Origin of the sequence: Paenibacillus arenosi (genome assembly GCF_014841135.1) — a bacterium.
Taxonomy (GTDB): Bacteria; Bacillota; Bacilli; order Paenibacillales; family Paenibacillaceae; genus Paenibacillus_B; species Paenibacillus_B arenosi.
The window spans coordinates 47,149-70,489 of sequence record NZ_JACYTN010000012.1 but is presented as its reverse complement, the minus strand read 5'-3'; the positions used below and the strand labels follow the sequence as shown (position 1 = coordinate 70,489).

General features: G+C 42.9%; 19 protein-coding genes and 2 CRISPR repeat arrays. Of the genes, 18 read left to right on the top strand and 1 reads right to left on the bottom strand.

The features are described 5' to 3' along the window. The 8 genes from IFO66_RS14740 (at position 1) to IFO66_RS14705 (ending at position 8,476) form a co-directional block, all read left to right on the top strand. Positions 1-1,020, top strand: a complete 1,020-nt coding sequence (locus tag IFO66_RS14740) for a hypothetical protein (protein WP_192025881.1) — start codon at positions 1-3, stop codon at positions 1,018-1,020. Beyond that, positions 998-1,783: a hypothetical protein gene (locus tag IFO66_RS14735; protein WP_192025880.1), complete on the top strand. Its 786-nt coding sequence runs from the start codon at positions 998-1,000 to the stop codon at positions 1,781-1,783. The genes IFO66_RS14740 and IFO66_RS14735 overlap by 23 nt, the downstream gene beginning before the upstream one ends. Positions 1,784-1,792: 9 nt before the next feature. Continuing rightward, positions 1,793-2,671, top strand: a complete 879-nt coding sequence (cas6, locus tag IFO66_RS14730) for a CRISPR system precrRNA processing endoribonuclease RAMP protein Cas6 (protein WP_192025879.1) — start codon at positions 1,793-1,795, stop codon at positions 2,669-2,671. Between the two features lie 441 nt (positions 2,672-3,112). Beyond that, a CRISPR array of direct repeats spans positions 3,113-3,482; the repeat unit is 32 nt; unit sequence GTCGCATCCTACATGGATGCGTGGATTGAAAC. A 132-nt stretch (positions 3,483-3,614) separates the two neighbouring features. Further along, on the top strand, positions 3,615-3,953 hold the full coding sequence (locus IFO66_RS14725; RefSeq protein WP_192025878.1) for a CHY zinc finger protein: 339 nt from the start codon (positions 3,615-3,617) through the stop codon (positions 3,951-3,953). Positions 3,954-4,023: 70 nt separating this feature from the next. Continuing rightward, positions 4,024-5,502 (top strand): aminotransferase-like domain-containing protein, encoded by a 1,479-nt coding sequence (locus tag IFO66_RS14720; RefSeq protein ID WP_192025877.1) that lies wholly within the window; start codon positions 4,024-4,026, stop codon positions 5,500-5,502. Between the two features lie 9 nt (positions 5,503-5,511). Continuing rightward, positions 5,512-6,441: a D-alanine--D-alanine ligase gene (locus IFO66_RS14715; protein ID WP_192025933.1), complete on the top strand. Its 930-nt coding sequence runs from the start codon at positions 5,512-5,514 to the stop codon at positions 6,439-6,441. Between the two features lies 1 nt (position 6,442). Then, entirely contained in the window at positions 6,443-7,627 is a 1,185-nt protein-coding gene (locus tag IFO66_RS14710; RefSeq protein ID WP_192025876.1) for an aminotransferase class I/II-fold pyridoxal phosphate-dependent enzyme, read from the top strand. A gap of 90 nt (positions 7,628-7,717) precedes the next feature. Beyond that, positions 7,718-8,476 (top strand): glycosyltransferase family 2 protein, encoded by a 759-nt coding sequence (locus IFO66_RS14705; RefSeq protein WP_192025875.1) that lies wholly within the window; start codon positions 7,718-7,720, stop codon positions 8,474-8,476. Between the two features lie 85 nt (positions 8,477-8,561). On the opposite strand, the gene IFO66_RS14700 is transcribed toward IFO66_RS14705, so the two are convergent. After that, positions 8,562-9,854, bottom strand: coding sequence for an arsenic transporter (locus IFO66_RS14700; protein WP_273015462.1), 1,293 nt, complete (start codon positions 9,852-9,854; stop codon positions 8,562-8,564). Between the two features lie 466 nt (positions 9,855-10,320). Between IFO66_RS14700 and IFO66_RS14695 the strand changes: the two genes are divergently transcribed. The 10 genes from IFO66_RS14695 (at position 10,321) to IFO66_RS14650 (ending at position 23,330) form a co-directional block, all read left to right on the top strand. After that, positions 10,321-12,576, top strand: a complete 2,256-nt coding sequence (locus tag IFO66_RS14695) for an ATP-binding cassette domain-containing protein (RefSeq protein ID WP_192025874.1) — start codon at positions 10,321-10,323, stop codon at positions 12,574-12,576. Positions 12,577-12,859: 283 nt separating this feature from the next. Next, a CRISPR array of direct repeats spans positions 12,860-13,159; the repeat unit is 34 nt; unit sequence GTCGCATCCTATATGGATGCGTGGATTGAAACAT. Between the two features lie 362 nt (positions 13,160-13,521). Further along, positions 13,522-14,598, top strand: coding sequence for an ABC transporter substrate-binding protein (locus IFO66_RS14690; RefSeq protein WP_192025873.1), 1,077 nt, complete (start codon positions 13,522-13,524; stop codon positions 14,596-14,598). Next, positions 14,588-15,385 carry an ABC transporter permease gene (locus IFO66_RS14685; protein WP_192025872.1) on the top strand — a complete coding sequence of 266 codons (798 nt, stop codon included), beginning with the start codon at positions 14,588-14,590 and terminating at the stop codon, positions 15,383-15,385. Before IFO66_RS14690 ends, IFO66_RS14685 begins: the two co-directional genes overlap by 11 nt. Further along, a complete protein-coding gene (locus IFO66_RS14680) occupies positions 15,360-16,157 on the top strand; it encodes an ABC transporter ATP-binding protein (protein ID WP_192025871.1) in 798 nt (265 codons plus the stop codon). The genes IFO66_RS14685 and IFO66_RS14680 overlap by 26 nt, the downstream gene beginning before the upstream one ends. Next, positions 16,154-16,981: an ABC transporter permease gene (locus IFO66_RS14675; protein ID WP_192025870.1), complete on the top strand. Its 828-nt coding sequence runs from the start codon at positions 16,154-16,156 to the stop codon at positions 16,979-16,981. The genes IFO66_RS14680 and IFO66_RS14675 overlap by 4 nt, the downstream gene beginning before the upstream one ends. Before the next feature lie 306 nt (positions 16,982-17,287). Beyond that, on the top strand, positions 17,288-17,899 hold the full coding sequence (locus IFO66_RS14670; RefSeq protein ID WP_225445782.1) for an RNA polymerase sigma factor: 612 nt from the start codon (positions 17,288-17,290) through the stop codon (positions 17,897-17,899). Beyond that, a complete protein-coding gene (locus IFO66_RS14665; RefSeq protein WP_192025869.1) occupies positions 17,847-19,574 on the top strand; it encodes a DUF4179 domain-containing protein in 1,728 nt (575 codons plus the stop codon). The genes IFO66_RS14670 and IFO66_RS14665 overlap by 53 nt, the downstream gene beginning before the upstream one ends. Positions 19,575-19,764: 190 nt before the next feature. Further along, positions 19,765-20,526: a DUF4367 domain-containing protein gene (locus tag IFO66_RS14660; RefSeq protein ID WP_192025868.1), complete on the top strand. Its 762-nt coding sequence runs from the start codon at positions 19,765-19,767 to the stop codon at positions 20,524-20,526. Positions 20,527-20,553: 27 nt separating this feature from the next. Then, positions 20,554-21,918 carry an ABC transporter substrate-binding protein gene (locus tag IFO66_RS14655; RefSeq protein WP_192025867.1) on the top strand — a complete coding sequence of 455 codons (1,365 nt, stop codon included), beginning with the start codon at positions 20,554-20,556 and terminating at the stop codon, positions 21,916-21,918. 59 nt (positions 21,919-21,977) lie between these two features. Next, positions 21,978-23,330 carry an ABC transporter substrate-binding protein gene (locus IFO66_RS14650; RefSeq protein ID WP_192025866.1) on the top strand — a complete coding sequence of 451 codons (1,353 nt, stop codon included), beginning with the start codon at positions 21,978-21,980 and terminating at the stop codon, positions 23,328-23,330. Positions 23,331-23,341 lie beyond the last annotated feature (11 nt).

Genomic DNA, 23,341 nt, shown 5'->3' with positions numbered 1-23,341 from the left:
TTGACCGCTATCAAGACCTATAAGATTGAAATGTTGCTGCAAGGCCGACTTACTCAATTACCCGACTCGCAGAAGATTTTTGGTGCGCTCATATACATGTATGCTGACTACTACTCCTCTCAGAAAGCGGCATTGCTAGTTTCGAAAATTCGAGAAGAGGAAATGTATGTATCATTGTCTAATATGATGCCGCTAGATTACTTGCCAGTGCCGCAATCTTATTTACTAGATCAAGCAGCTAGACTACCTAAGCAAAATAACGCTGGGGATCTCCTTAGGGCCAAACAAATATATCAAGCGATTAAAAAGCGCGTGTATGTCAAAAAGGAGCAGCTCGAAGATTTTATTGCTAATCCTGAGCATGCAACCAATGTTTTTCCGTATGTGCATATTCGATCCGGGCAACAAATTCATGCTTCAATCGATAGTGTGAGGTTGAACATACCAGGTCTTGATCCTAACTTATATTCTGTACCTGAAGTTACTGTTTTGGTGAAGGAATCTGAAACAGGAAAAGATAAGCATGTCACTGCATTTTCCTTTTACCTATGTCTCGATGATAGCCTAGAATCAGCCGAGCTGCTGGATGCGTTGCATCATGCCCATAGTGAAAATAGACGATTTTTCTTAGGTGCTCGAGCCTCTCAAGGATTAAATCAATATATGATTACTGCGATACGAGCAGACGAGTGGGCGGTAAAGGATGGATTACGGACTTTTTTAAATATGGGAATGCTGTTGCCCAAAAATATCAATTACGAACAATCTTTCATCCAATTGTATACATCGGAGCGTCGACCATATGAAGCTTTCGGTAAGTGGGACAATAATGAATTTCAAAGGGAATTCATCAGTTTTATTGAGGCAGGCAGTATCGTATCTGTAAAAAATAGCTGGCAACAGGCAGGACGTTCCATTTCATCGCCGTTCCGTGATCGTGATGTTGTGTTTGGACATGCATGTTTGTTCCCCTTAGACATCGAAGGGAGGTCATCACTTGGCATCACTCAAAACGTATAATTTTCAACTTCAGACACTTTCCAGCTTAGTGCTTTCCCCGCGAGAGCAACATAGCTTCTATCGTATAGCTGGGGACTTTGCTACTGAAGCGATCATAGCTGACTCAGAAGAAAAGAAGGAAGTAAATATCATTTATCCATTTTACCAATATGGTTCCTATACTAAATACAATCCGCAAAGCGCACAATATTACATACCGGGGTCCTCTATGAAAGGGGCGCTTAGAGCTAGTGGATTTGCTCCTCTTCCAACGCAGTTGATGGTAGATGATATTAACGTTGACCGTAAAGATATTCGACTGCGTAATTTGTATAAAGTGCAGCATGCTGGAACGGATACTGAGTCATCTGCAAAGATAGAGGTATTTTTCCCGAATGTTGGTGTAGAGATGCTGAATGCAGGTATACAGTACCAAGGGGTAATGTATTGTGATCAAGATCCTAAAGAGTATTTGTTGAGTGTGAAACAGAAGACAGCACATACACTTCATCAGTATGTAGAGCAGTTGAACTTCAGCATGCTAAATATGGGAGATACGAAAGATAGGGCTGATTTGCAAGAGGTAAAGGAACGTTCAGAGGGTTGCTTATATCAATTAAAAGACGATAGTACATCTGATTTGACCATACTGCTCGGCGGTTATAAAGGGGCTATTCTATCAGGTCTATATATCGATAACGATGGTGTAGATCATAAGAGTGCAATCTATTTCGATAAGCAACAGAAATTACCTCATGGTCTTGTACAAATAAAATGGGAGTAAGTTAAATTTATGTCGAGTAAAACGTCAGTTTTTTCATTATCTTATTTGCCGTTAATGATTCGCCTGCAGTGTTGTGATCCCGTTCAATTACCGCCTTTTCTAGGATCAACCCTACATGGCGTTCTAGGGTGGAAAATAGTAAAGCAACCCGCAGCATACAAGTATTTATTTGAAAATCGTCGCTTTGGCGCTAGCAATCAGGACATCGTCAATCCTTATTTAATCCAGGTTCCTAGATATCGATCTATGTACCGACATGGGGATATGTTATGTTTCAAGCTAATTCTATTAGGAAACGCAGTTGATTACTTGAATGATGTGTTAGAGGCGCTGACGAACGAACAGTGCTACGAACTCGGAGCCAGCAGAAAAAAATTTCGACTGGTCGATATTTTACACGGTGAGCAGTTTAGTCCGATTTGGCGCAATGGTGGGGTAGATGTAGCCGCAGCTACCTCCGAAGTGCTTACAGTATCTGCTCAATCCAATGTTACACGTTGTTCAATTCAATATATAACGCCGTTGCGAATACGTCGTAATGGGGAGTTACTACAAAATATTGATTTTCCTGCTGTAATCCGAAATATAACTCGAAGAGTAGCAGCTGTAACCGAACGCTATGGAGGTCATGCATCGTCAGATACTATCTCAGAGCTGGTTGAATGGGCATCCGCCGTTCGCACAATTTCATCAGGCTTGTATTTGAGCGAAGTCCAGCGCTATTCTAATCGTCGTAGTAAAACGATGGATATGAGCGGTATGTTGGGTGCAATGACGCTAGAAGGAGATTTGACTCCTTTTGTTCCTTGGCTGAATGCTGCACGGACGCTTCATATTGGTCGTAATACGACTTTTGGATGCGGTCAGGTTGACGTTGTATTTGCGTAAATATGATTCTCATTCATGCGGCCATACGACAAAAATAGGAAGTGGGAAGATTTACTCGTTATCTTACATTTAAAGTGTCTGTCTGTGAATTTATTCGCATTTACATTTTACACTTCTTATTATGTGAAAATGACTATGTTCTTTAGATACATGGTTATAGACTTTAAAGGTTAATAGCTAATGCATGTTCAAGTTACCAGATAGCATTTAAAAGTGGAATAGAGTATGATGGAAGCACGACTTTTACTGATTGATCGGACTATCATTGCTTGGTGCGAATGTGAAGTGCACATAAAATCCTTGGGACATTCGCACCAAATATTTTCTAGTTATTTACTTTTTCGTTGCATGGACGCCTATTGATTTGGGGATAAGTGCACTATTTTATTGACTGTTCCTAGCAAAGAAGAACTAATGTTCTTTTATTGCTGTAATTTCGCTGTCGCATCCTACATGGATGCGTGGATTGAAACGTGTAGTGGCTCATAGCGTGACTGCCACGGCGTTTGTGTCGCATCCTACATGGATGCGTGGATTGAAACTTATAGGGAATAGTCCGATCTACACTCGACATAGGTCGCATCCTACATGGATGCGTGGATTGAAACAATTCCGATCTCCTCCATGATTGCGTCTATCTTCGTCGCATCCTACATGGATGCGTGGATTGAAACCATGCACGATGTCGGACAACAACGGTACCATACTTTGTCGCATCCTACATGGATGCGTGGATTGAAACTCTTTAGTTGGGAGTTTGACATGTAATTAAGCCAAAGGTCGCATCCTACATGGATGCGTGGATTGAAACTGTGAAGCTATAACAACAACCATTTTTTCTGAGCGTGAGTCGCATCCTAGAAGAATTATTATGGATGTATACAAAACCAATGATGTATCCGATAAATCCGTCCACGAATCCGTGGACATAGGGGAAGTAAAAATGAAAATATACGGTGCAATCATAGATAGTGAGACCCGGTGCACACACTATCATACAGTGAAAGATATTATCGCTATCAAATTTTATTGTTGTAATCGCTATTACCCATGTTACAAATGCCACGAAGAGAATGAAGACCACGACATTCAAGCTTGGCCGCAGGAACAATTTGAGGAAAAAGCTGTTTTGTGTGGAAGTTGTCGTAGTCAAATGACGATCCTGCAGTATATGAATACGAACGATTGTCCTTATTGTCAAGCTTCATTCAATGAGCGATGCGCACTGCACTATTCGATTTATTTTGAATCGAACGAAAGCGGCAGAACCACCCACGGATGAAAAATCCAATGCGGTGGTTCTTTTTTTCTCTCCGCTGGTATGCCATCATTATGTATGGGGGCGATGAAGCATGTTCCAAGATTTCAAAGTCGTTCGTGACCGTCCGGTCGCGCTACAAGTAAAAGAATACGTCAAACGTTTAATTATAAAAGGGTCCTATCAGGCCGATCAGAAGCTGCCATCCACAAGAGAAATGAGCGATATGCTTAAGGTGAGTCGCAATACAGTTATTGCTGCTTATGAAGGTTTAGAGGATGACGGATTTACATATACCATTCCCGGCAAAGGCAGTTATGTAGCTGCGATGATCAGTCATTTGGATACGAGTATCGGGGAGACCGACAGTTCCACAGCTTGGCAGATCGATTGGAAGGCGAGAATGAACGAATATGCTGTATCAGCAGTGGAATTGGATTTGATGAAGCAGGGCATTCGCGCTCAAAAAGGAACGATTTCCTTTACAAGCATTGCTCCAGACGAGCAATTGTTTGATCTCGGAGATGTAAAGCGCGCCTTTATGGATCGGATGGCAATCGAAGGGCAAGTGCTCTTGAACTACGGCTATGCTAAGGGCTACAAGCCATTAATTGATTATTTGATGCATTATATGGAGAACAAGGGCGTCGACACAAACGGTAAGGAAATGTTGATTACAAGTGGGTTCACGGAAGGGTTTGACATTGTGCTGTCCGCATTACGACCTTCTGGACGACGAGGGAGAGCCATTTGTGAAAATCCAACGCATCATACCGCCATTAAAAATTTGAAACTGCATGGGTTTGACATTACTGGCATTCCGATGGAGCGTGATGGTATTGATGTAGAGCAGCTTGAGTCTGTATTGCAAAAGCAAGCAAACAGCTTTGACCTAGCCTATTTGACTCCGTCTTATCATAATCCTACCGGCATTGTCATGTCGCCTGCGAAGCGCAGCGCTGTTATGAAATTAATGACACGCTATCAAATTCCGGTCATTGAGGATGGGTTCAATGAGGAGCTGCGATACTCGGGAGCGCATGTTGCGCCATTAATTGCGACAGCAGGACAGGGTAACGGAGTCATCTATATTGGCAGCCTTTCCAAGGTGCTGTTCCCTGGCTTGCGAGTAGGTTGGGTGCTGGGAGACCGGGCTCTAATCGACAATTTAGAAAGTATAAAAAGAGCGCGTACGATTCATACATCAACATTTGACCAAGCGATACTTTATCAATACTTGCTCAATGGAAATTTCGATAAATATGTAAAAAAAGCGCGTATGGAATATAAGCGCAAATACGAGTTAACCAAGGCATGCTGTGAAGCCTATCTACCTGATGCGCAGCTGTCTGGCGACGGGGGATTGCATTTATTTTTAACCTTCCCGTCAAGCGTGAATACACGCGAGCTGCTGGAAGCTTGCACAGAACAGGGTGTTATTTTTACCCCAGGAGACAAATTTTTTATTCAAGAAGGCGAAGGTTCGAACACGCTGCGGCTTGGTTTTTCACGAGTATCGGATGAAAATATCCAACGTGGTATTCAGATTATCGGCGATCAATTTAAAAAATGAGGTGTCATGATGAAGATTGGTGTCATAATGGGTGGTATTTCTACCGAACGTGAGGTTTCTTTACAGACAGGTCAAGAGATGATTAATCATTTGGATCGTACTCGATATGAGGTAGTTCCAATTGTTATTGATCAACGAGCGGATGTAATTACATTGGTACAGCAGGCGGATATCGATCTCGCACTTTTGGCACTCCATGGTCAATATGGTGAAGACGGCACGGTACAAGGAGCGCTGGAAACGTTGGGCGTTCCATACACTGGTAGCGGTGTTTTAGCTAGCAGCTTATGTATGAATAAACAATTATCGAAGATGTTGTTGAAGGCAGGTGGCGTGCATACGCCTGCGGGCCTTTACTGGCAGGGGATGGACGATTATGATCCTCAAGCTGTGGAATTGCTCGGTTATCCGGTTATTGTAAAGCCCAATACGGGAGGTTCCAGCATCGGTATCCAAATTGTGCATAGTGAGAAGGAACTGTTGCCAGCTGTTCAAGAGGCATGCCGATTGGGTCAGGATATTTTAATTGAACCTTATATAAAAGGCACAGAGCTTACCTGCTCGATTGTTGATGGAGAAGTATTCCCGATTATCGGTATTCGCGCTGTCCATTCGGAGTGGTTCGATTACAAAGCAAAATATGAGAATGGCGAGGCTGAGGAGAAGGTGATAGAGCTTCCTCCTATCATAGAGCAGCGTGTGCGAGAGGCCGCACTTGCCAGCTATCAGCTGTTGCAGTGTAAGGTGTATGCCAGAGTTGATATGATATTGCGTCAGGATATACCGTATGTATTGGAAGTCAACACGTTACCGGGGATGACCGCTAACAGTCTCCTTCCGAAGAGTGCAGCCGCAGCAGGGTTGAGCTTTACACAGTTGTTAGATCGTATTATATCTAGCTCACTGCACGTACGGAAACAGGAATGGGAGATGGTGTAATATGCTTAAAGTAGAAGGCTCAGGACAATTTTTATCCTCACGTGTAAAGGATATTCGACCATCTGGAATTCGCGCATTTTTTGATCTTAATGTAGCTGGGGGGGATACCATTTCCCTAGGAGTTGGCGAACCCGATTTCCTGACACCCGAAAAAATACGTGAAGCATGTATTCAGGCATTACGTGAAGGAGACACGAAATATACCTCAAATGCTGGATTAATGGAGCTGCGCGAGGAGATTTCGGCTTATTTTTCAAGCAACTTTGCACTATCTTATGATCCCAAGCAGGAGATTATCGTGACAGTGGGGAGCAGTGAAGCGGTTGATCTAGCGCTCCGAACAGTACTAAATCCCGGTGATGAGGTGCTAGTCCCAGCGCCAAGCTATATCGCTTATGAACCGATTACCCATTTACATGGTGGAAAGGTTGTGGAGGTGCACGCTACTGCAGAGGAGCAGTTTAAGCTGACAGCACAAGCACTCGAAGCAGCGATTACGCCTCAGTCAAAGGTTTTGATGATCAATTATCCGAGTAATCCGACTGGAACAGTAATGACTACGCAAGATTGGTTACCCATTATCGAACTTGTTATCAAATACAATTTAGTTGTTATATCAGATGAAGTTTATGCCGAGCTGACTTATGGAAGGAAGCACGTCAGTATTGCTTCCTTGCCAGGCATGAAAGAGCGCACGATTGTCATCAGCGGTTTCTCTAAGGCATTTGCGATGACAGGCTGGCGGGTCGGTTATGCATGTGGCCCGTACGAATTAATCGCTGGTATGTTGAAAATCCATCAGTATACGGCGATGAGTGCTCCTACCATTTCGCAAATTGCTGCGCTTGAATCATTGCGGTATGGTTTAGCTGCCAAAGATGAAATGATGGCGAAATACGATGAGCGCCGCAAGTTGTTTGTAGCTGGCCTGAATGCAATCGGGTTAACCTGTCACGAGCCTGAGGGAGCTTTCTATGCCTTTCCTTGCATTGCATCCACAGGTATGTCCTCTGAGCAGTTTGCTCTTCGGTTGTTGGAGGAAGCGAAAGTGGCGGTTGTGCCGGGACATGTATTTGGCACAGGTGGAGAAGGATTCATTCGCTGCTCTTATGCAACTTCGCTCGTCGATTTGGAGAGAGTGTTAGAGCGGATGGGAAGGTTTATGCAAATGATACAGTTTGTTTGATGAACCGATAAGATACATTGCAGGAGGATAATAGCAGATACCATTTTTCATGCTACGGTCATATTGTAAACATGAAAGGAGGATCGTAGCATGAATACGATTATTTCTCATTTTTACAATGAAGAGTATTTACTTCCATGGTGGTTAAAGCATCATATTCCGTTGTTTGAGCATGGTATTCTGGTTAATCGCGGTTCTACCGATCGCTCTGTTGATATATGCAAGAAGCTTGCTCCGCACTGGGAAGTTCGAGATTCAAAAGTAGCAGAGTTCGACGCTCTACTCGTTGATCGTGAAATGATGGAAATCGAAACGGAATGCAAAGGTTGGAAAATGGTATTAAATACAACTGAATTTCTCTGCTTTCGCAATACGAAGCAATTTTTCACCAAACTAAAAGGGTTAGGCAGCAGTATGTATCATCTTCGAACTATTTTTCTCGTGGATGATCCTGACTATGGATATACAGCACCTAACCCCGAAGTACCCCTCGTTAAACAGCGATATCATGGCTTCCTATTACCGCATGCCGGAAGGTTCATCCATCGTTATACACATGGAGGCTATACGGTTGGCAGACATTCGACGGATCAATCTTTTACACACTTTCCATTCCTTGATGTTGTGGATCCTGCTTTTGTGATAAAATGCTATTTCAGTCCATGGACAGAGGAGATGAAGCTGCGCAAGCTTCAAATTGGTCCAACGATGTCAGAGAGTAGTGTTCGCAGCATGTTAGGACATCAACATATGGTTAGTCGTGAAGAACTGGAGCAGGCGTACATGCATTATGTTCAGCAATCCAGTGATTTAAGACTTTATCCAGCCTATCAACAATTGTGGAAATGAGCCAAAAAAATAGACAAAGAGATAAGAAAAGGTGGTCGTTTAACAACGGCCACCTTTATTATTACGTTATTCGGCAATATACTATTTAATAAAGAACACTAAGCCACAAATACAGCCCCGTCAACGTAATGAACAGCACGGGTACAGTCAATACGACGCCTACTTTAAAATAATAGCCCCATGTAATTTTCACATTCTTTTTAGCAAGGACATGAAGCCATAATAGAGTAGCTAACGAGCCAATTGGTGTCATTTTGGGCCCTAGATCAGAACCTATTACATTTGCATAAATAAGCGCTTCACGTACAACACCTTCTGTTGCTGTCCCCTGAATAGCAAGGGCGTCAATCATAACCGTCGGTAGGTTATTCATAATCGAGGAGAGAATTGCAGCTACGAATCCTGTCCCAACAGTCGCGATGAACAGCCCTTGATCAGCCAGCCATTGAAATACGTTGCCTAGTTCATCGGTAAGACCCACATTACGAAGTCCATAGACGACTACATACATGCCAATAGAAAAGAAAACAATGGACCACGGTGCTTCTTTTATAATAGATCCAGTATGAATATCTTTACTCCTACGAGCAAATAAAATGAGTGCAAGAGCTGCGATACCAGCAATAATAGAGATAGGAATAGGTATAAATTCACTTATCACGTAAGCTATCAACAATAGAGACAGCACGAGCCAGGAAAGCTTGAACATCCTCATATCTTTGATAGCAAGCTTAGGCTGTTTCAGCTGACTAAGATCGTAGGTTCTGGGTATACCTTTACGAAACACAATAAATAGAACGAGTAGGCTACCGCCAATTGCAAAGAAATTTGGTACAATCATCCGACTAGCATATTCAGCAAAGCCAATGCCGAAGAAATCGGCCGACACGATATTTACTAGATTACTAATAATAAGCGGCAGGGAAGCCGTATCTGAAATAAACCCGCTAGCCATAATAAACGGCAGGATCATAAGCTCGTCAAATTTTAATGCCCGAACCATAGCCAGTACAATTGGGGTCAAAATAAGGGCAGCTCCATCATTTGCGAAGAAAGCAGATACAGCAGCACCTAGCAAAATGACATAGGTGAACATAAGGTATCCATTCCCTTTAGCTATGCGCGCCATATGAAGCGCTGCCCATTCAAACAGTCCAATCTCGTCCAAGATAAGGGAAATAACAATGATTGCAACGAAGGCAAGTGTTGCATTCCAAACTATACCGGTAACATCCCATACATCCTGTAAGGTAACAACTCCGAAAAGAAGGGCTATAACAGCGCCACCTACGGCAGAATACCCGATATTTAATCCTTTTGGCTGCCAGATGACCAAAATAAGTGTAGCAATAAATATAAACACAGCAAGTGCCAGCATTTCTTCCTCCTTGAAATTTTTACAACAATGTGGATGTAAGTAAACGACTTCTGATAAAGATGTATCTTGTAGCGAGATCGATATAAAGCTTCATTTTATCCAGAGTCTATTATACAAAGATGCTTCAATAAGTAAACTATTTTATTCAAGGAGTGTGTGCATCTATGTACCCTTGCTAGGTGATACATACAACGCCTGATGCTTGCAGAAGGATGTGAAAGTATCGGCTGTCCCTTGGTAATAATGTGAGGAGTAAGTGGAAAAATAAGTTTAGCGCTAGTCTTTGTCCCCGAACCATTTCCTGCTATAATACTACATTCAGTATGTATATTTGTTGCTTAACCTTGCTTATCTTTAACCAGCATGAATCAGCTGCATGTGGATTGCAGTCAGTTCATGTTTTCTATAGAGCTTTTATAATTGCAGCTATTAAATAGCGAATAACACTAGTGGAGGTATTTATGTCATGAGCGAAACGAATCAGGAATATATCGTAATCTCGGCTGCGAGGGAAAACAATCTAAAAAATGTATCGTTACGAATTCCAAAGCGTAAGATTACAATCTTCACAGGGGTATCCGGCTCTGGTAAATCATCGATCGTTTTCGATACAATTGCGGCAGAGTCCACGCGGTTGCTGAATGAGAACTTCAGCATGTTCGTGCGTACTTTCTTGCCACGCGCTCCACAACCAGACGCGGATGCGATCGAGAACTTGAGTATGGCTGTAATTGTGGATCAAAAGCGGTTAGGCGGAGGTTCCCATTCTACGATGGGCACCATTACCGATATTTCTCCCATTCTACGTCTGCTTTTTTCTCGCGTAGGTGAGCCCTATGTCGGACAAGCGAACATGTTCTCATTTAATGATCCGCAAGGCATGTGTCCAGATTGCAATGGGATTGGCCGCAAATTAGGTGTTGATATGAGCAAGGCTGTAGATATGACCAAATCGTTGAACGAAGGGGCTATTATGCTGCCGGGTTATAACGTGAACGACTGGGAATGGAACATGCTTGTGCAGTCTGGATCCTACGATCTGGATCAGAAGCTGAGTGAGTATCCGGATGAGGATCTTCAAGAATTACTGTATGGTAAGGCACGGAAAGTGAAGATGGATTTCGCTGGTAAGGAAATGAATATTACAGTAGAAGGTGCCCTTGAGAAGTTTACAAACAAATACATTAAGCAGGATGTAAAGACGAAGTCCGAGCGCACACAAAAAACGGTTGCACCATTTATAACCGAGTGTTCGTGTCCTAGCTGTCACGGTGCGAGACTAAGTCAAGCTACACTCAACTGCAAAATAAATGGACACAACATTGCAGACATGTCCTCTATGGAGGTTGGGCAGCTTATACGCGTTATTCGGGAAATAGACGATTCTGTTGCCGCTCCCGTTACTAAGTCGTTGACGGAGCGATTGCAGCATCTGGTGGATATTGGACTAGATTATTTGACACTTGACCGTGAGACAGATACCTTGTCTGGTGGCGAATCACAGCGCGTCAAGATGGTGAAGCACCTGAGCGGCAGTCTGGTGGATGTCACTTATATTTTTGATGAGCCTAGTGTTGGCTTGCATCCGCGTGATGTGCACCGCCTAAATGAACTGCTTCAGAAGCTGCGGGACAAAGGCAATACCGTGATTGTCGTCGAGCATGATCCAGATGTCATCAAGGTGGCCGATCATATCGTTGACGTCGGTCCTCACGCGGGAAGCCGTGGCGGTACTATCGTATATGAAGGAAGCTATCAAGGCCTTCTAGAGGCAGATACACTGACAGGTACCCATATGAAACGTCCGCTCCAACTCAAGCAAGATTGCAGGCAGCCTTCTGGCAAACTATCTATCAAGGATGCCACACTGCACAACTTGCGCAACGTAAGTGTTGATATCCCAACTGGAGTACTGACCCTAGTTACGGGTGTTGCTGGTTCAGGCAAGAGCACGCTGATTAACGATGTATTCCTTAGTCAACATCCAGATGCGATTGTCATTGATCAATCCGCAGTCGGTGTGTCAACACGCTCGAATCCTGCAACTTACACGGGTATTATGGATGATGTGCGTAAGGCATTTGCTTCTGCCAACAAGGTCAGTCCAGGCTTGTTCAGCTTCAACTCCAAGGGGGCTTGCGAGAACTGCCAAGGACTAGGTGTTGTATATACAGATCTTTCATTCCTCGACAGTGTGAAACTGCCATGTGAAGTGTGCGGAGGTAAACGCTTCAAGGAAGAGGTGCTCGAATACAAGCTGAATGGGAAATCTATTGCAGAAGTGCTGGAAATGACTGTGGAACAGGCATTGGAGTTTTTCCAGCTTAAAGAAGTAGTCCGTAAGCTGCAGGCGATGAGTGATGTAGGGTTGAACTACATTACACTTGGTCAACCGCTTAGTACGCTATCAGGTGGGGAATGCCAACGTATTAAGCTAGCTAGTGAATTGCACAAGCAGGGAAGTATCTACGTCATGGACGAGCCTACGACTGGCTTACACATGTCAGATATCGGTCATATTGTAGAGATTATGAACCGACTTGTAGATGCGGGTAATACGGTGATCGTCATCGAGCATAACATTGATGTAATCAGTCAAGCCGATTGGATTATCGATATGGGGCCGGACGGAGGCAGCAATGGCGGACAAGTGGTGTTTGAGGGTCAACCGATGCAAATCATCCATGCGGAGCAGTCGATTACGGGAAAATATTTAACTTGACCGAAGCTATTATTTAGGGTGCCTGTTAACTTTAAATGATTAGGTAGAAGTAATGAACCGAATGGAGTATGATGGAAGTGCAATTCATTGAAAAACACTTTCTATCAATTTGGTGGTGCGAATGTGAAGTGCACATGAAAATTCCGGGGCATTCGCACCATTTTATTTACAATGATATACATTTTCGTGGTGCTGTTCTGGTTTTTATAGTAATATATGTTGATTTATGGTGTATTACTGCTCAGGAATAGGAACGTTCGCTCTCTTTTTGTATAAATTCGCTGTCGCATCCTATATGGATGCGTGGATTGAAACTATTAATCTAGCACAAATCAGACGGCACGAAGCGGGTCGCATCCTATATGGATGCGTGGATTGAAACATTATTCGGAGTTGGTGGTGCGATGACACAACAATGTCGCATCCTATATGGATGCGTGGATTGAAACATCCAATTAGAAAAGGATTGGAATAGCCCAGATAGTCGCATCCTATATGGATGCGTGGATTGAAACATATGTACGTTTAGATAAACGCCCCATGGATGATGTCGCATCCTATATTGATGCGTGGATTGAAACTTACAAACCGCTTTAATATCTAGATAACCTTGCTTATCGTCACATCCTACAAGAATAGTAGAGAAAGAACCACCGCAGGATGAAAATCCAAAGCGCTGGTTCTTTTTTTTGTTGTTATACAAGTGTGGGAAACGGGGAGCATCCACAAATTCACAATTATTCGGGACAAATCGTTCACAATAGTATAGAAAAAGTGTAAAGATAAATAGAGTAGATATTAGCTTTCCTTTTTCATGGAATGAGAGCTGCTTTAGTATAACGAATTGAGCGAGATAAAATAATTGACATTAGTTTAGTTAATAAACTAAACTAAAAACGTAATAACTAGTTAGTAACCACTAGTATCGATAAGGAGGAGTGAATAATGAACAAATGGAAACAAATCGCACGTATTGGATCTCTTATGAGCCTGATCTTGGTAATGGTGGGCTGCTCCGGGGTTTCGCAACAAACGACTGATAGAATAGGGGGGAATGACGGTATTAACCAACTGCAACAGTTAACGAAAGTAAAAGTAGCTATCGATAATGGACCAGCGGAAGTCGGGATATTCTTAGGTGATCATCTTGGTTATTTCGCAGAACAAGGAATTGCGATTGAACCTGTGAAGTTCCCTTCAGGTCCTGATATGCTGCTTGCGTTGGCTTCGGAACAAATCGATGTTACACGTGGGGTTATTAATGCTGGGCTGTTCAACGCTTACGCACGTGGCATAGATGTAAAACTCGTAGCTGACGGTGGTCATAACGACCCTCTAAGTCCTTATTATTCTATCGTTATAGCAAAATCATTAGAGGGTAAAGTGAAAGACTATAAGGACTTAAAAGGTTTGCGAATTGGAATAGCTAACGAAGGAAGTATTAATGAAATCTTTCTTGCACAAGCTTTGGAAAAAGGCGGACTAACGATGCAGGACATTGAAAAAGTAATTATTGATTCCTTTCCAGATTTAACAACAGCAATCGCAAACGGAGCTGTGGATGCGGTTATTCAACTTGAACCACTCATCACACAGGGATTAAAGAATGGAACCTATGCTTTGTTCAAAAATCCTGTTGAATATGCCCCTGAGGAACAACTGGCCATCCTGATGTACGGCAAGAGAATGATGAAGGACAAGGAACTTGGCAATCGCTTTATGGTCGCTTACTTGAAAGGCATTCGTGCTTATCATGAAGCAATTATTAGTGGTGACAAAAATAGAGAGCAAGTCATTGACATTTTGACTCAATATACATTCGTTAACGATAAGGAATTATATGCCCAGATGAATAAACCGCTGCTTGATCCAGACGGAACGATATTGAAAAAGGGGATCGAGAACGATCAAAACTATTATTTTGAGAATCAGTTAATTAAACAAAAAGTTGATGTGGGTCAGATGATTGATAATTCCTATATCGAAGCGGCTCTTAAAGTGATAGGTCCATATGAACAATAAAATTTATCAAAAAACGTTAGAAATGATCCCACCACTGTCCCTTCTACTACTCTGGGAGTTATTCGTGCTTATTGCTGTACTCGATGCACGATTTTTTCCAGCACCGCATGTTATCTTGATTTCATTGTGGGAGCAAATCACTCTCGGCTACTATTGGCACGATGTGAGCAGCAGCCTAATTCGCATCACGCTCGGTTTTGTCATTGGTTCCGTTGTTGGCGTCGCCATCGGAATAAGTATAGGAATATCCTCTCTATGCCGTGCTTTGTTTGAACCCATTGTTGCCGCAACATTCCCAATACCTAAGCTTGCACTCATGCCTCTTATTATTTTGCTCTTCGGACTAGATGAACTCGGTAAAGTAATTGTCATCGCCATCGGTGTACTATTCCCTGTCATTATCCAAACAACGGCTGGTATAAGCAATGTGGACCAAACCTATAAAGAAGTTGCTTATAATTATGGAGCTTCGCGTTGGAATTATTTCAAGACAGTTGCTCTGCCTGCTGCGGCTCCATCCATTTTTATAGGACTCAAATTGGGTAGTGGAATGGCCATTTTATTAATTGTAGCGGCGGAAATGCAAGGTGCAAGTGCTGGGATCGGTTATCGGATTTGGTCTGCCTACAGTTTATTTGACATTCCAACGATGTTTGTTGCTTTATCGACTATTGCACTGCTTGGCTATTTGTCATATACAGTCATCGAGAAGTTAGAACACCGAGTTATTTCGTGGCATAGAAGCCCACAGAAGGAGAGGGATGCAAGTGGAAAAAATAAGGATTGAGCAGTTACGTAAACAATTCGTCAAGAAGAATAAAATGGTGGAGGCTTTTCATTCCATTTCCCTTCAAATAAAGGATGGAGAGTTTGTAAGCATTGTTGGACCAAGCGGCTGCGGAAAAACAACGTTACTACGAGTTATTGCCGGGCTTGAACTTCCTACCTCTGGTACGATGCACATTCAGCATCATGATTCGAACCAACCTCTAAATGCTATGGTTTTTCAAGAACATTCTATATTTCCTTGGATGACGGTACGAGAAAATATTGCCTATGGCTTAACAATGAGAAAAGTTCCTCCGTCCATTAAGAAGTCGATTGTAGATCATTACTTATTAAAAATTAACATGGTTAACTTTGCTGAAAGCTATCCACACCAACTTTCTGGCGGGATGAAGCAGCGGGTGAGCGTCGCTCGCGCCTTTGCCAATGATCCGGAAATCCTGTTAATGGATGAGCCGTTTACTGCATTAGATGAACAGAATCGATTGTTAATTCAGCAAGAACTGTTAAAGATTTGGGAGGAAAATCAAAAAACGGTTGTTTTTATTACGCATAGTATTGAGGAGGCTATTTTATTAAGCGACCGAATCATAATGATGTCGGCACATCCAGGAACACTTATCGCTGAGTATGAGATCCCATTTCCTCGCCCAAGAAAGATTGAAGAAATAAGATCCTCCACGTTCTACAAAAATATGTTCAACGAAATATGGATGCAGCTTAAGGAAGAAGTAGAGAAATCACGTTCCATGGAAGGAATGCTGCCGATATGATTGCATCTAAAGTTGCGCCCATATCTGAGCGAACATCTGAAAGCACTGTCAATCGCAATAACGATTGGTACTTTAGGAAACCAGTAAGCAGCAAGATCAAATATGGAATCCCTGTATCATTGATTTTAGGATGGGAACTCGTGGTCAGCCTATCTATATTGGACAGCCGATACTTGCCTGCTCCGTCACATATTTTTCAAGCACTTCTAGTCGCTGTATCTAGCGGTCAACTATTAGCAGATATGCAAATTAGTCTGTATCGAATACTTACAGGCTTTATCCTCGGTGCAGCACCCGGTCTAGTAGTAGGGCTGCTTATTGGTTTTATTCCCTTCATGCGAATGTTCATTCAACCGATACTACTCGCCATTCGCCCCATTCCTAAACTTGCGCTGCTGCCACTATTAATCATTGTTATGGGCATTGGGGAAGCGTCCAAAATTACATTGATCATGCTTGGTGTATTTTTCCCTGTGGCGATTAATTCAGCTTCTGGCGTATTGAATCTCCATCAACAATATATCGATGTAGCTAGAAATTACGGAGCGTCTAAATATCAATTTATAAAAACAGTAGCGATCCCCGGTTCGCTGCCAACCCTATGCGCAGGAATTAAAATCGGATTCGCCGATGCGTTATTGCTCATTGTTGCTGCGGAAATGATTGGAGCTAACTCCGGGATTGGATATCGTGTATGGATGGCCTATTCTATATTTGATATGCGTATGATGTTTGTTTCTTTTATTATGATGGCTGGTCTTGGTATTGCCTCTACGATGATTATTCGTTTTATGGAAAAAAGATTGATTCCTTGGAATAAGTAGTTCAACGACCAAACACAAACCTAATAGAAAGAACCGTAGGGATCGTCTAAAATGCGCCTTTCAATGTTAGATGTTGTCTAGCAAATCGGAGGGGCTCATCATCCTTGCGGTTCTTTTTCGTATCCACAAATAGGTATAGGATCTTAGCTTAATCGATATTGGTCGGAGGAGAATGGCGTTTTTTAGAAAATATTTCATCTCAACTATCCAATTATTGAACCTTTTACAGGAGATAGTTGTTACTATAGTAATGCATGTTCAAGGGGGAGCTGCAGCTAGAGTGACTTGAGAAAGGTGGGGAACCTGTTGACGGACAGGGAGTTTTTTGAACGGTACAACAAAGAAGTGTACAGAACCTGCTACTACATGCTGCGAAATGTTTCGGATGCGGAGGACGTGTGCCAGGAAGTGTTTATTAAAGCACTCGCCTCAGGATGGGAGCAGGTCGAGTATTTGAAAACATGGCTGATGCGGATCACGGTCAACCATTGTTTGAATCACCTGCGGAAGAACAAGTCAAGAGTGATGAAGGAGAAGCTGCTGCTCTTATTCCAACGGGAACAGGTGGAACCTTCTGTCCTTGTCATTGCCGAGCAAAAGGAAGCAGATGAAGAATGGAAGCAGCGACTCGCGAAACTCCCTGATAAGATTCGGGTTGTCGTAACGCTGCGATATACGAATGATTTGCCGCTTACCGACATTGCGGACATCTTACATATTCCGGTGGGGACTGTGAAATCTCGCTTAAACCGGGGATTGAAGTTGATGAGGGTTATATTAGACGAGATAGAGGATGACTTGAAGCTTCAGGATGAGTTACCGATCAATCAGAAAATCACCGTACAAGGAAAGGAAGGTATGGAGCATGAAGAAGAGAACAAACGGAATCCAAAATCTCTCTCAGCAGTTGGGCAATAAAGACGACCATCCCTATCCAGACTTTGATGCGATGTGGACGCGAATTGAAGCGGCTAGAAACGAGAAAGATGAACCAATCACAGCTGCCGCTCCGATACAAACAAAGTCGTTGTTCCGCGGACGACGTTTAGCCGTACTCTCTGTAGCTGCATTTGTCCTAGTGGCTACTCCGGCACTTGCCTATATTGCTGGGAAATGGGACTTTATTTATCCTTCAGGAGTAAAGTCCGCACTTCATCATGGATTCGGGCAGCCGATCAATAAGTCTGTTACGGATAACGGTGTTACCTTAAGCATGGATACAGCAGTCTCTGACGATAATGGAACGGTGCTATTATATAGCCTAGATACGGGAGATAAAGAGGAACGAGAGTGGGTATTTGACGAATTTGAGTTTAAAGATAATAAAGGAAATTCTATAGCACGTTTTGATAATGAGACGGCAATAAAAAGGAACTGGAATAATGGCTATTATTCGCAAGCATGGGATGAAGAAAATCGGATTTACAAAGGATTTTTCGATACATCATGGACATTTTCCGGTAATGAGTCGAACGTGCAAATGCATGTGAGCGGGTTGCAGGCTTATGATTACGTTCACAAGTCAATCGCTTTGGATCCACGTAAAACAGAGGTGCAGAGCTTTCCGATCCATGAAGGCGGGATTAAGGATTTAAAGGTACAGGTTGTGACGGGGGAAAAGGGAGAGGGATTACTCAAATATTCCTTATCGTACACGGATGATTCGATATTTCGTATCGTCGACCCACAAATTCGGGTGAACAAGGGAGAGTCGACAGTAAAGCGAATAGGCTATAAGATGTCTTCACCAATTGAACTTGATGGACATAGGGAACGTGGCTCACAAGAAAGCTATCGTCTAGACGAGTTACAGCAGAGCGGAAATACGTATGAATTCGTTTATGGTGTAAAGGGAGATCGTATCGAGGGAAAATGGAATTTCGATAATATTTCGTTGAATAAGGAAAAATCGTTGCAGGCATCCGTAACTCGGAACTTGGACATTCCAATTGTATCAGCAGATGGTGACTCGATAATCCGGAAACTAATTATTAGACCAACCGGGGTTAAGCTGGAAATAGAAAATAAAAAAGAGTTTCGAAGAATTCCATATCGGAATGTTTCGTTACTGGTAAATGACCGTGTGCTAAAAGGTTGGGAGACGTACGAGTATGCAAATACTCCATCTCACGGATACAAGCAAATGTACACGTTCAGGCTTTCTCCCGAGATGCGACTAACCGCGGAGACGCCGATACAATTGTTGTTGGAAAATGAAATCGAATCGCATCGAAACTACAAGGAGTCAATCAAGCTGCAAAACATTTCAGACGAAAAGCGAGAACAAGTAGTAGACATAGTAGGGTATCCAGTGAAATTGTCTTACTATACAAAAGATGGTGACCTTTATGTTGAAAATGAAAGCGAGAATCTCAGTTTCAGCGGCGTTACACAGACCTACATGAAACGAGGCGAAGATAAAGTATATGGAGAAGTTCTGTTTCACCAATGGGAGGACAATTGGCTTGATTGGGAGAACTCGAACAAGTTCGTAAACATCTATCGTGATTTCAAGGGAAGCGATGCCGAACTATATTTGTATGAGTTCCAAATTCGACATCGAGATAGGGGAATGAAAGTAAAGCTGCAGTAGTTCATAAATGCTGTCCACGTCATGATATGACGAGTTGGGCAGCATTTTTTTATTTCGTTCCTATATTAGTGAACCAAAATGAAAGGGGATGTGTTTATAAAATAGAGGCTTGCGCAAAGGGATCCCAATAACACGGAAGTGTGGCCTGATACCATCGATCATTCGTTTAAATAGAGAGGAGCAATATTCAATGAAAAACACGACAAAACTTGCAATCGCTACGCTAAGCAGCATGCTGCTTCTAGGTTCTATTCATGGTGTTGTACATGCGGAACCGATCTCATCGCTCAATGGTAACTCCCTCATAATGACTATAGCTAAAGCACCTACTACTGCAGAGAAAAAGAAAATAATTTCAGCAGAAATAAAAAAAATAATGAATGAGACAGAAAATACACCAGGGGCTGTCTATCTTCTATGTATTGGCGATAAGTCGATGAATGGCGGGAGTGAGTGCCAGTATTATGTGAATTTTCCAACATTCAAAACATACGAAAATTACGAGAGATGGCTAACTAAATTAAAGGGACCCGTTGTAGTTGAGCCACAGGGTATGCCAGAGGGCTATTCTTTTGTTAAAGGCGAAATTCAGAATTCGTTAAGCAACAAGGCATTTGAGGCAAAAGTAAAAGCCGAGGGCAAAGGTAAAGTCGTTTATTCCAAAAAGATGGAATGGACGGAAGCGGGACAAATCAAGTTGGAGTACGCAAATGGAAAAGACAATATTATTTTCCAAGTGCAAATGGAATATTTCCCAATGAAGGATTTAAAATACCTCTACCAGTCTGTAGATAGCCACAGTGAAGAGGATAGAAAGAAGTATGCGAAAATTTTGCGCAATAAACTTCATTGGAGAGAAAAAGGAACATCATACGAAATATCCACAAATCCCGGAAATCCGTTAACGAAAGACGAGCTTATCGAGCTTGCTAAGACGATGATTAGAAAATAAGTTTGTTAAAGGGGATTAATCGGCGAAATGAAAGGCAAACTGCGAGGATTCAAACGTTGGAAGCAAGCTGTGCTTCTGCTAAGTATCATGATGCTATTAAGTGGATGCTTGGGTTCAAAACCCGTGCTAGAGGAGCTTGATAAAAATGGAAAGGGTACCTTGAAAATTCTTGCTTATGATGAAAAATGGTTCTTTCAGGAATATGGAAATGCATTTACGCTTCACTATCCAAATATCGAGATCGAAATAGTGGAGACTAGGCATTTGTTACAGCAGCAGACGGAAAAGGACATTGATTATGGGACGGCATTGGCGCAACTTATTGATGAACAGCGGCCGGACGTATTAACGTTAGCACCGCATTATTATGAGAAACTCGCATTAGACGGCAAGTTATATAATATAGAGCCGATTGTCAAGCAAGAGCAATTCGATCTAGCAGGATATATGCCTGGTTTAATCGATCTGATGCGAGAACAGGGTGGCGGTACGTTATATGGGCTAGCACCGTATTTCCATACGGAAGTGATTTACTATAATGCGGATGTGTTCAAAACGAATAGGATTGAACTGCCCAAAAGCGGCATGAGCTGGCAGGAACTATTCAATTTGGCTGCAAGGTTTGAAAATGCGGGTATGCCTGGACTGTATGCTGGCGATGAACATGCAGATCAGATGCTGTATCGCGTAGCGAGCACATTGAGTCTGCAAATGTTCGATGGCAAGGGAGAACATGTACAGCTTGAGTCTGAAGGATGGAAGCAAGCCTACACGATGGTCACCGATGCGATCCGTGCCGGCACACTGCAAACTCGTAAATGGGGGGATACAAGTTATCTTCGTTCCGAGAATCACTTATTTTTGCAGGGCAAAGCCGCTATGACCATCAGTGGCTCGAATTTAATTCATCAACTTAACGATTCGAGGAACAAAAAGGCGTCCAAAATGGACTGGGGTATCGTCCCAGTTCCTATTGATCCCGCCTACCCAAATGAAACATCAAGTGCCAATGTATACGAATATTTTGCTATTCATGCACAATCGAACAATAAGCGCGCAGCATGGGAATTTGTGAAGTATATAAATAGCCCGGAAATGGCCCAGGCTAGTTCCTCCATTTACTATAAGCTGCCGACACGAACGGGATTCGTCAAGTCCGTTCAGGGCAAGAGTACAGATCCTTTTTATGCCTTGCAAATAAAAAATCAGAAGCACGAATATATGTCTAAGCGGATTCCCGATGAATTTAGCAGCGTCTATACCCCTTTGCGAGCAGAAGCGCTGCGGGCGATTACAGCAAATGAGAAAACGGTAGATGAGGCTCTGGCAGAACTGCAGCAACAAGCTCAAGCAGCGTTTCAACAAGTTCGCCAAAAAAGCAGCGGAAAATAAATGGAACGATGAAATAGACAGAGTCATGCAAAGTTGTGAGAGGAGGGGAGAAGGAAGCGATGAGGAGATCTGATACACGTCAAGCGTCTATCCTTCTTTTGTTTAGTGTTGTTCTGCTGATAAGCGGGTGCTTCGAAAATAAGCCCCTATCGAACGAGCTAAGCGGTGATGGAAGCAGGAAGTTGAAGATTTATTATCCCTATGTAGAGGATTTCCATGTTAAGTATGGCAGGCTATTCAACAGCAGGTATCCAAATATTGAAATTGAGGTAATCCAGTCCACCGATGCAGGGGAAGTCGAATTTGAAAGTGCAAGTGCACTGGAAAAACTGAATCGCATGCTGGAACGCGAGAAGCCTGACGTGCTCCTATTGAATCAAGATGAATATAACGAATTATCCAGCCTTGGAAAGCTATATCATTTGGAGCCTATTATGAAGCAAGAGCAGTTCGATGCGGAAGGCTATGCACCTGGCGTAATAGACATGCTGCGCGAACGTGGAAACGGTTCTTTATTTGGACTTGCAACCACACTCAACGCTCGCTTTTTATACTACAACGTAGATATGTTCAAAGATAAGCAAATGGATCTACCTGTTAATAGCATGCAGTGGAAGGAAGTAATCGAACTCGCTGCTCGGTTCCATAATGGCAGAACGGACGAGAATGCTACATACGGCTTCATAGATAATGAAGCGTCCGATGTAATGTGGAGCGTCTCAACTACGATGGGTCTACAATTATTCGATGCGGAAGGGAAGAACGTACTGCTGCAGTCTGATGGTTGGAAGCAAGCTTTCCAGCTCACAGTCGATGCCATCCAGCAAAAGTCGGTATCCGTTCGGCCATCGGGGCAGAGCGGAGATCCAGGGTCGCGATACATAATGGCCATGAACAAATTTCTAAATGGGGATATACCGATGATTATGAGTGATTCGTCGTTTGCTTCGCGCATCGGTGAATCTTCCAAGATGAATTGGGGCATGGTTTCAGCCCCGATCGATCCAGCACGCGTGGATGAATCCACCCTGACGTATGCGACACAAATTTTTGCGATAGCTGCTAAATCCGATAATAAACAAGATGCTTGGGCGTTCGTTTCATTCATGAATGGAGTGGAGATGGCCAAGATCATATCCCGAACGGGAGGCAGTGATTTGCCAGCACGAAAGGAATATCTGCCACGAAGCTTGGAAAGAGACGAAGAGACGCTCTATATGCTGAAACCATCGAAGCATCGAGTGAATGAGCAGTGGAAGAAAAATATCCCGGAGAGCTTCTATCAAGCATATACGCCGATGTTGAATGAGGCGTTGCATGCCGTAGCTAGCGGAGAGAAGACGTTGGAGCAGGCAATAGCAGAACTGGAGCAGCAGGCACAAGTAGAGTTAGATATCATTCGTAAAAGATAACAGAAGATATA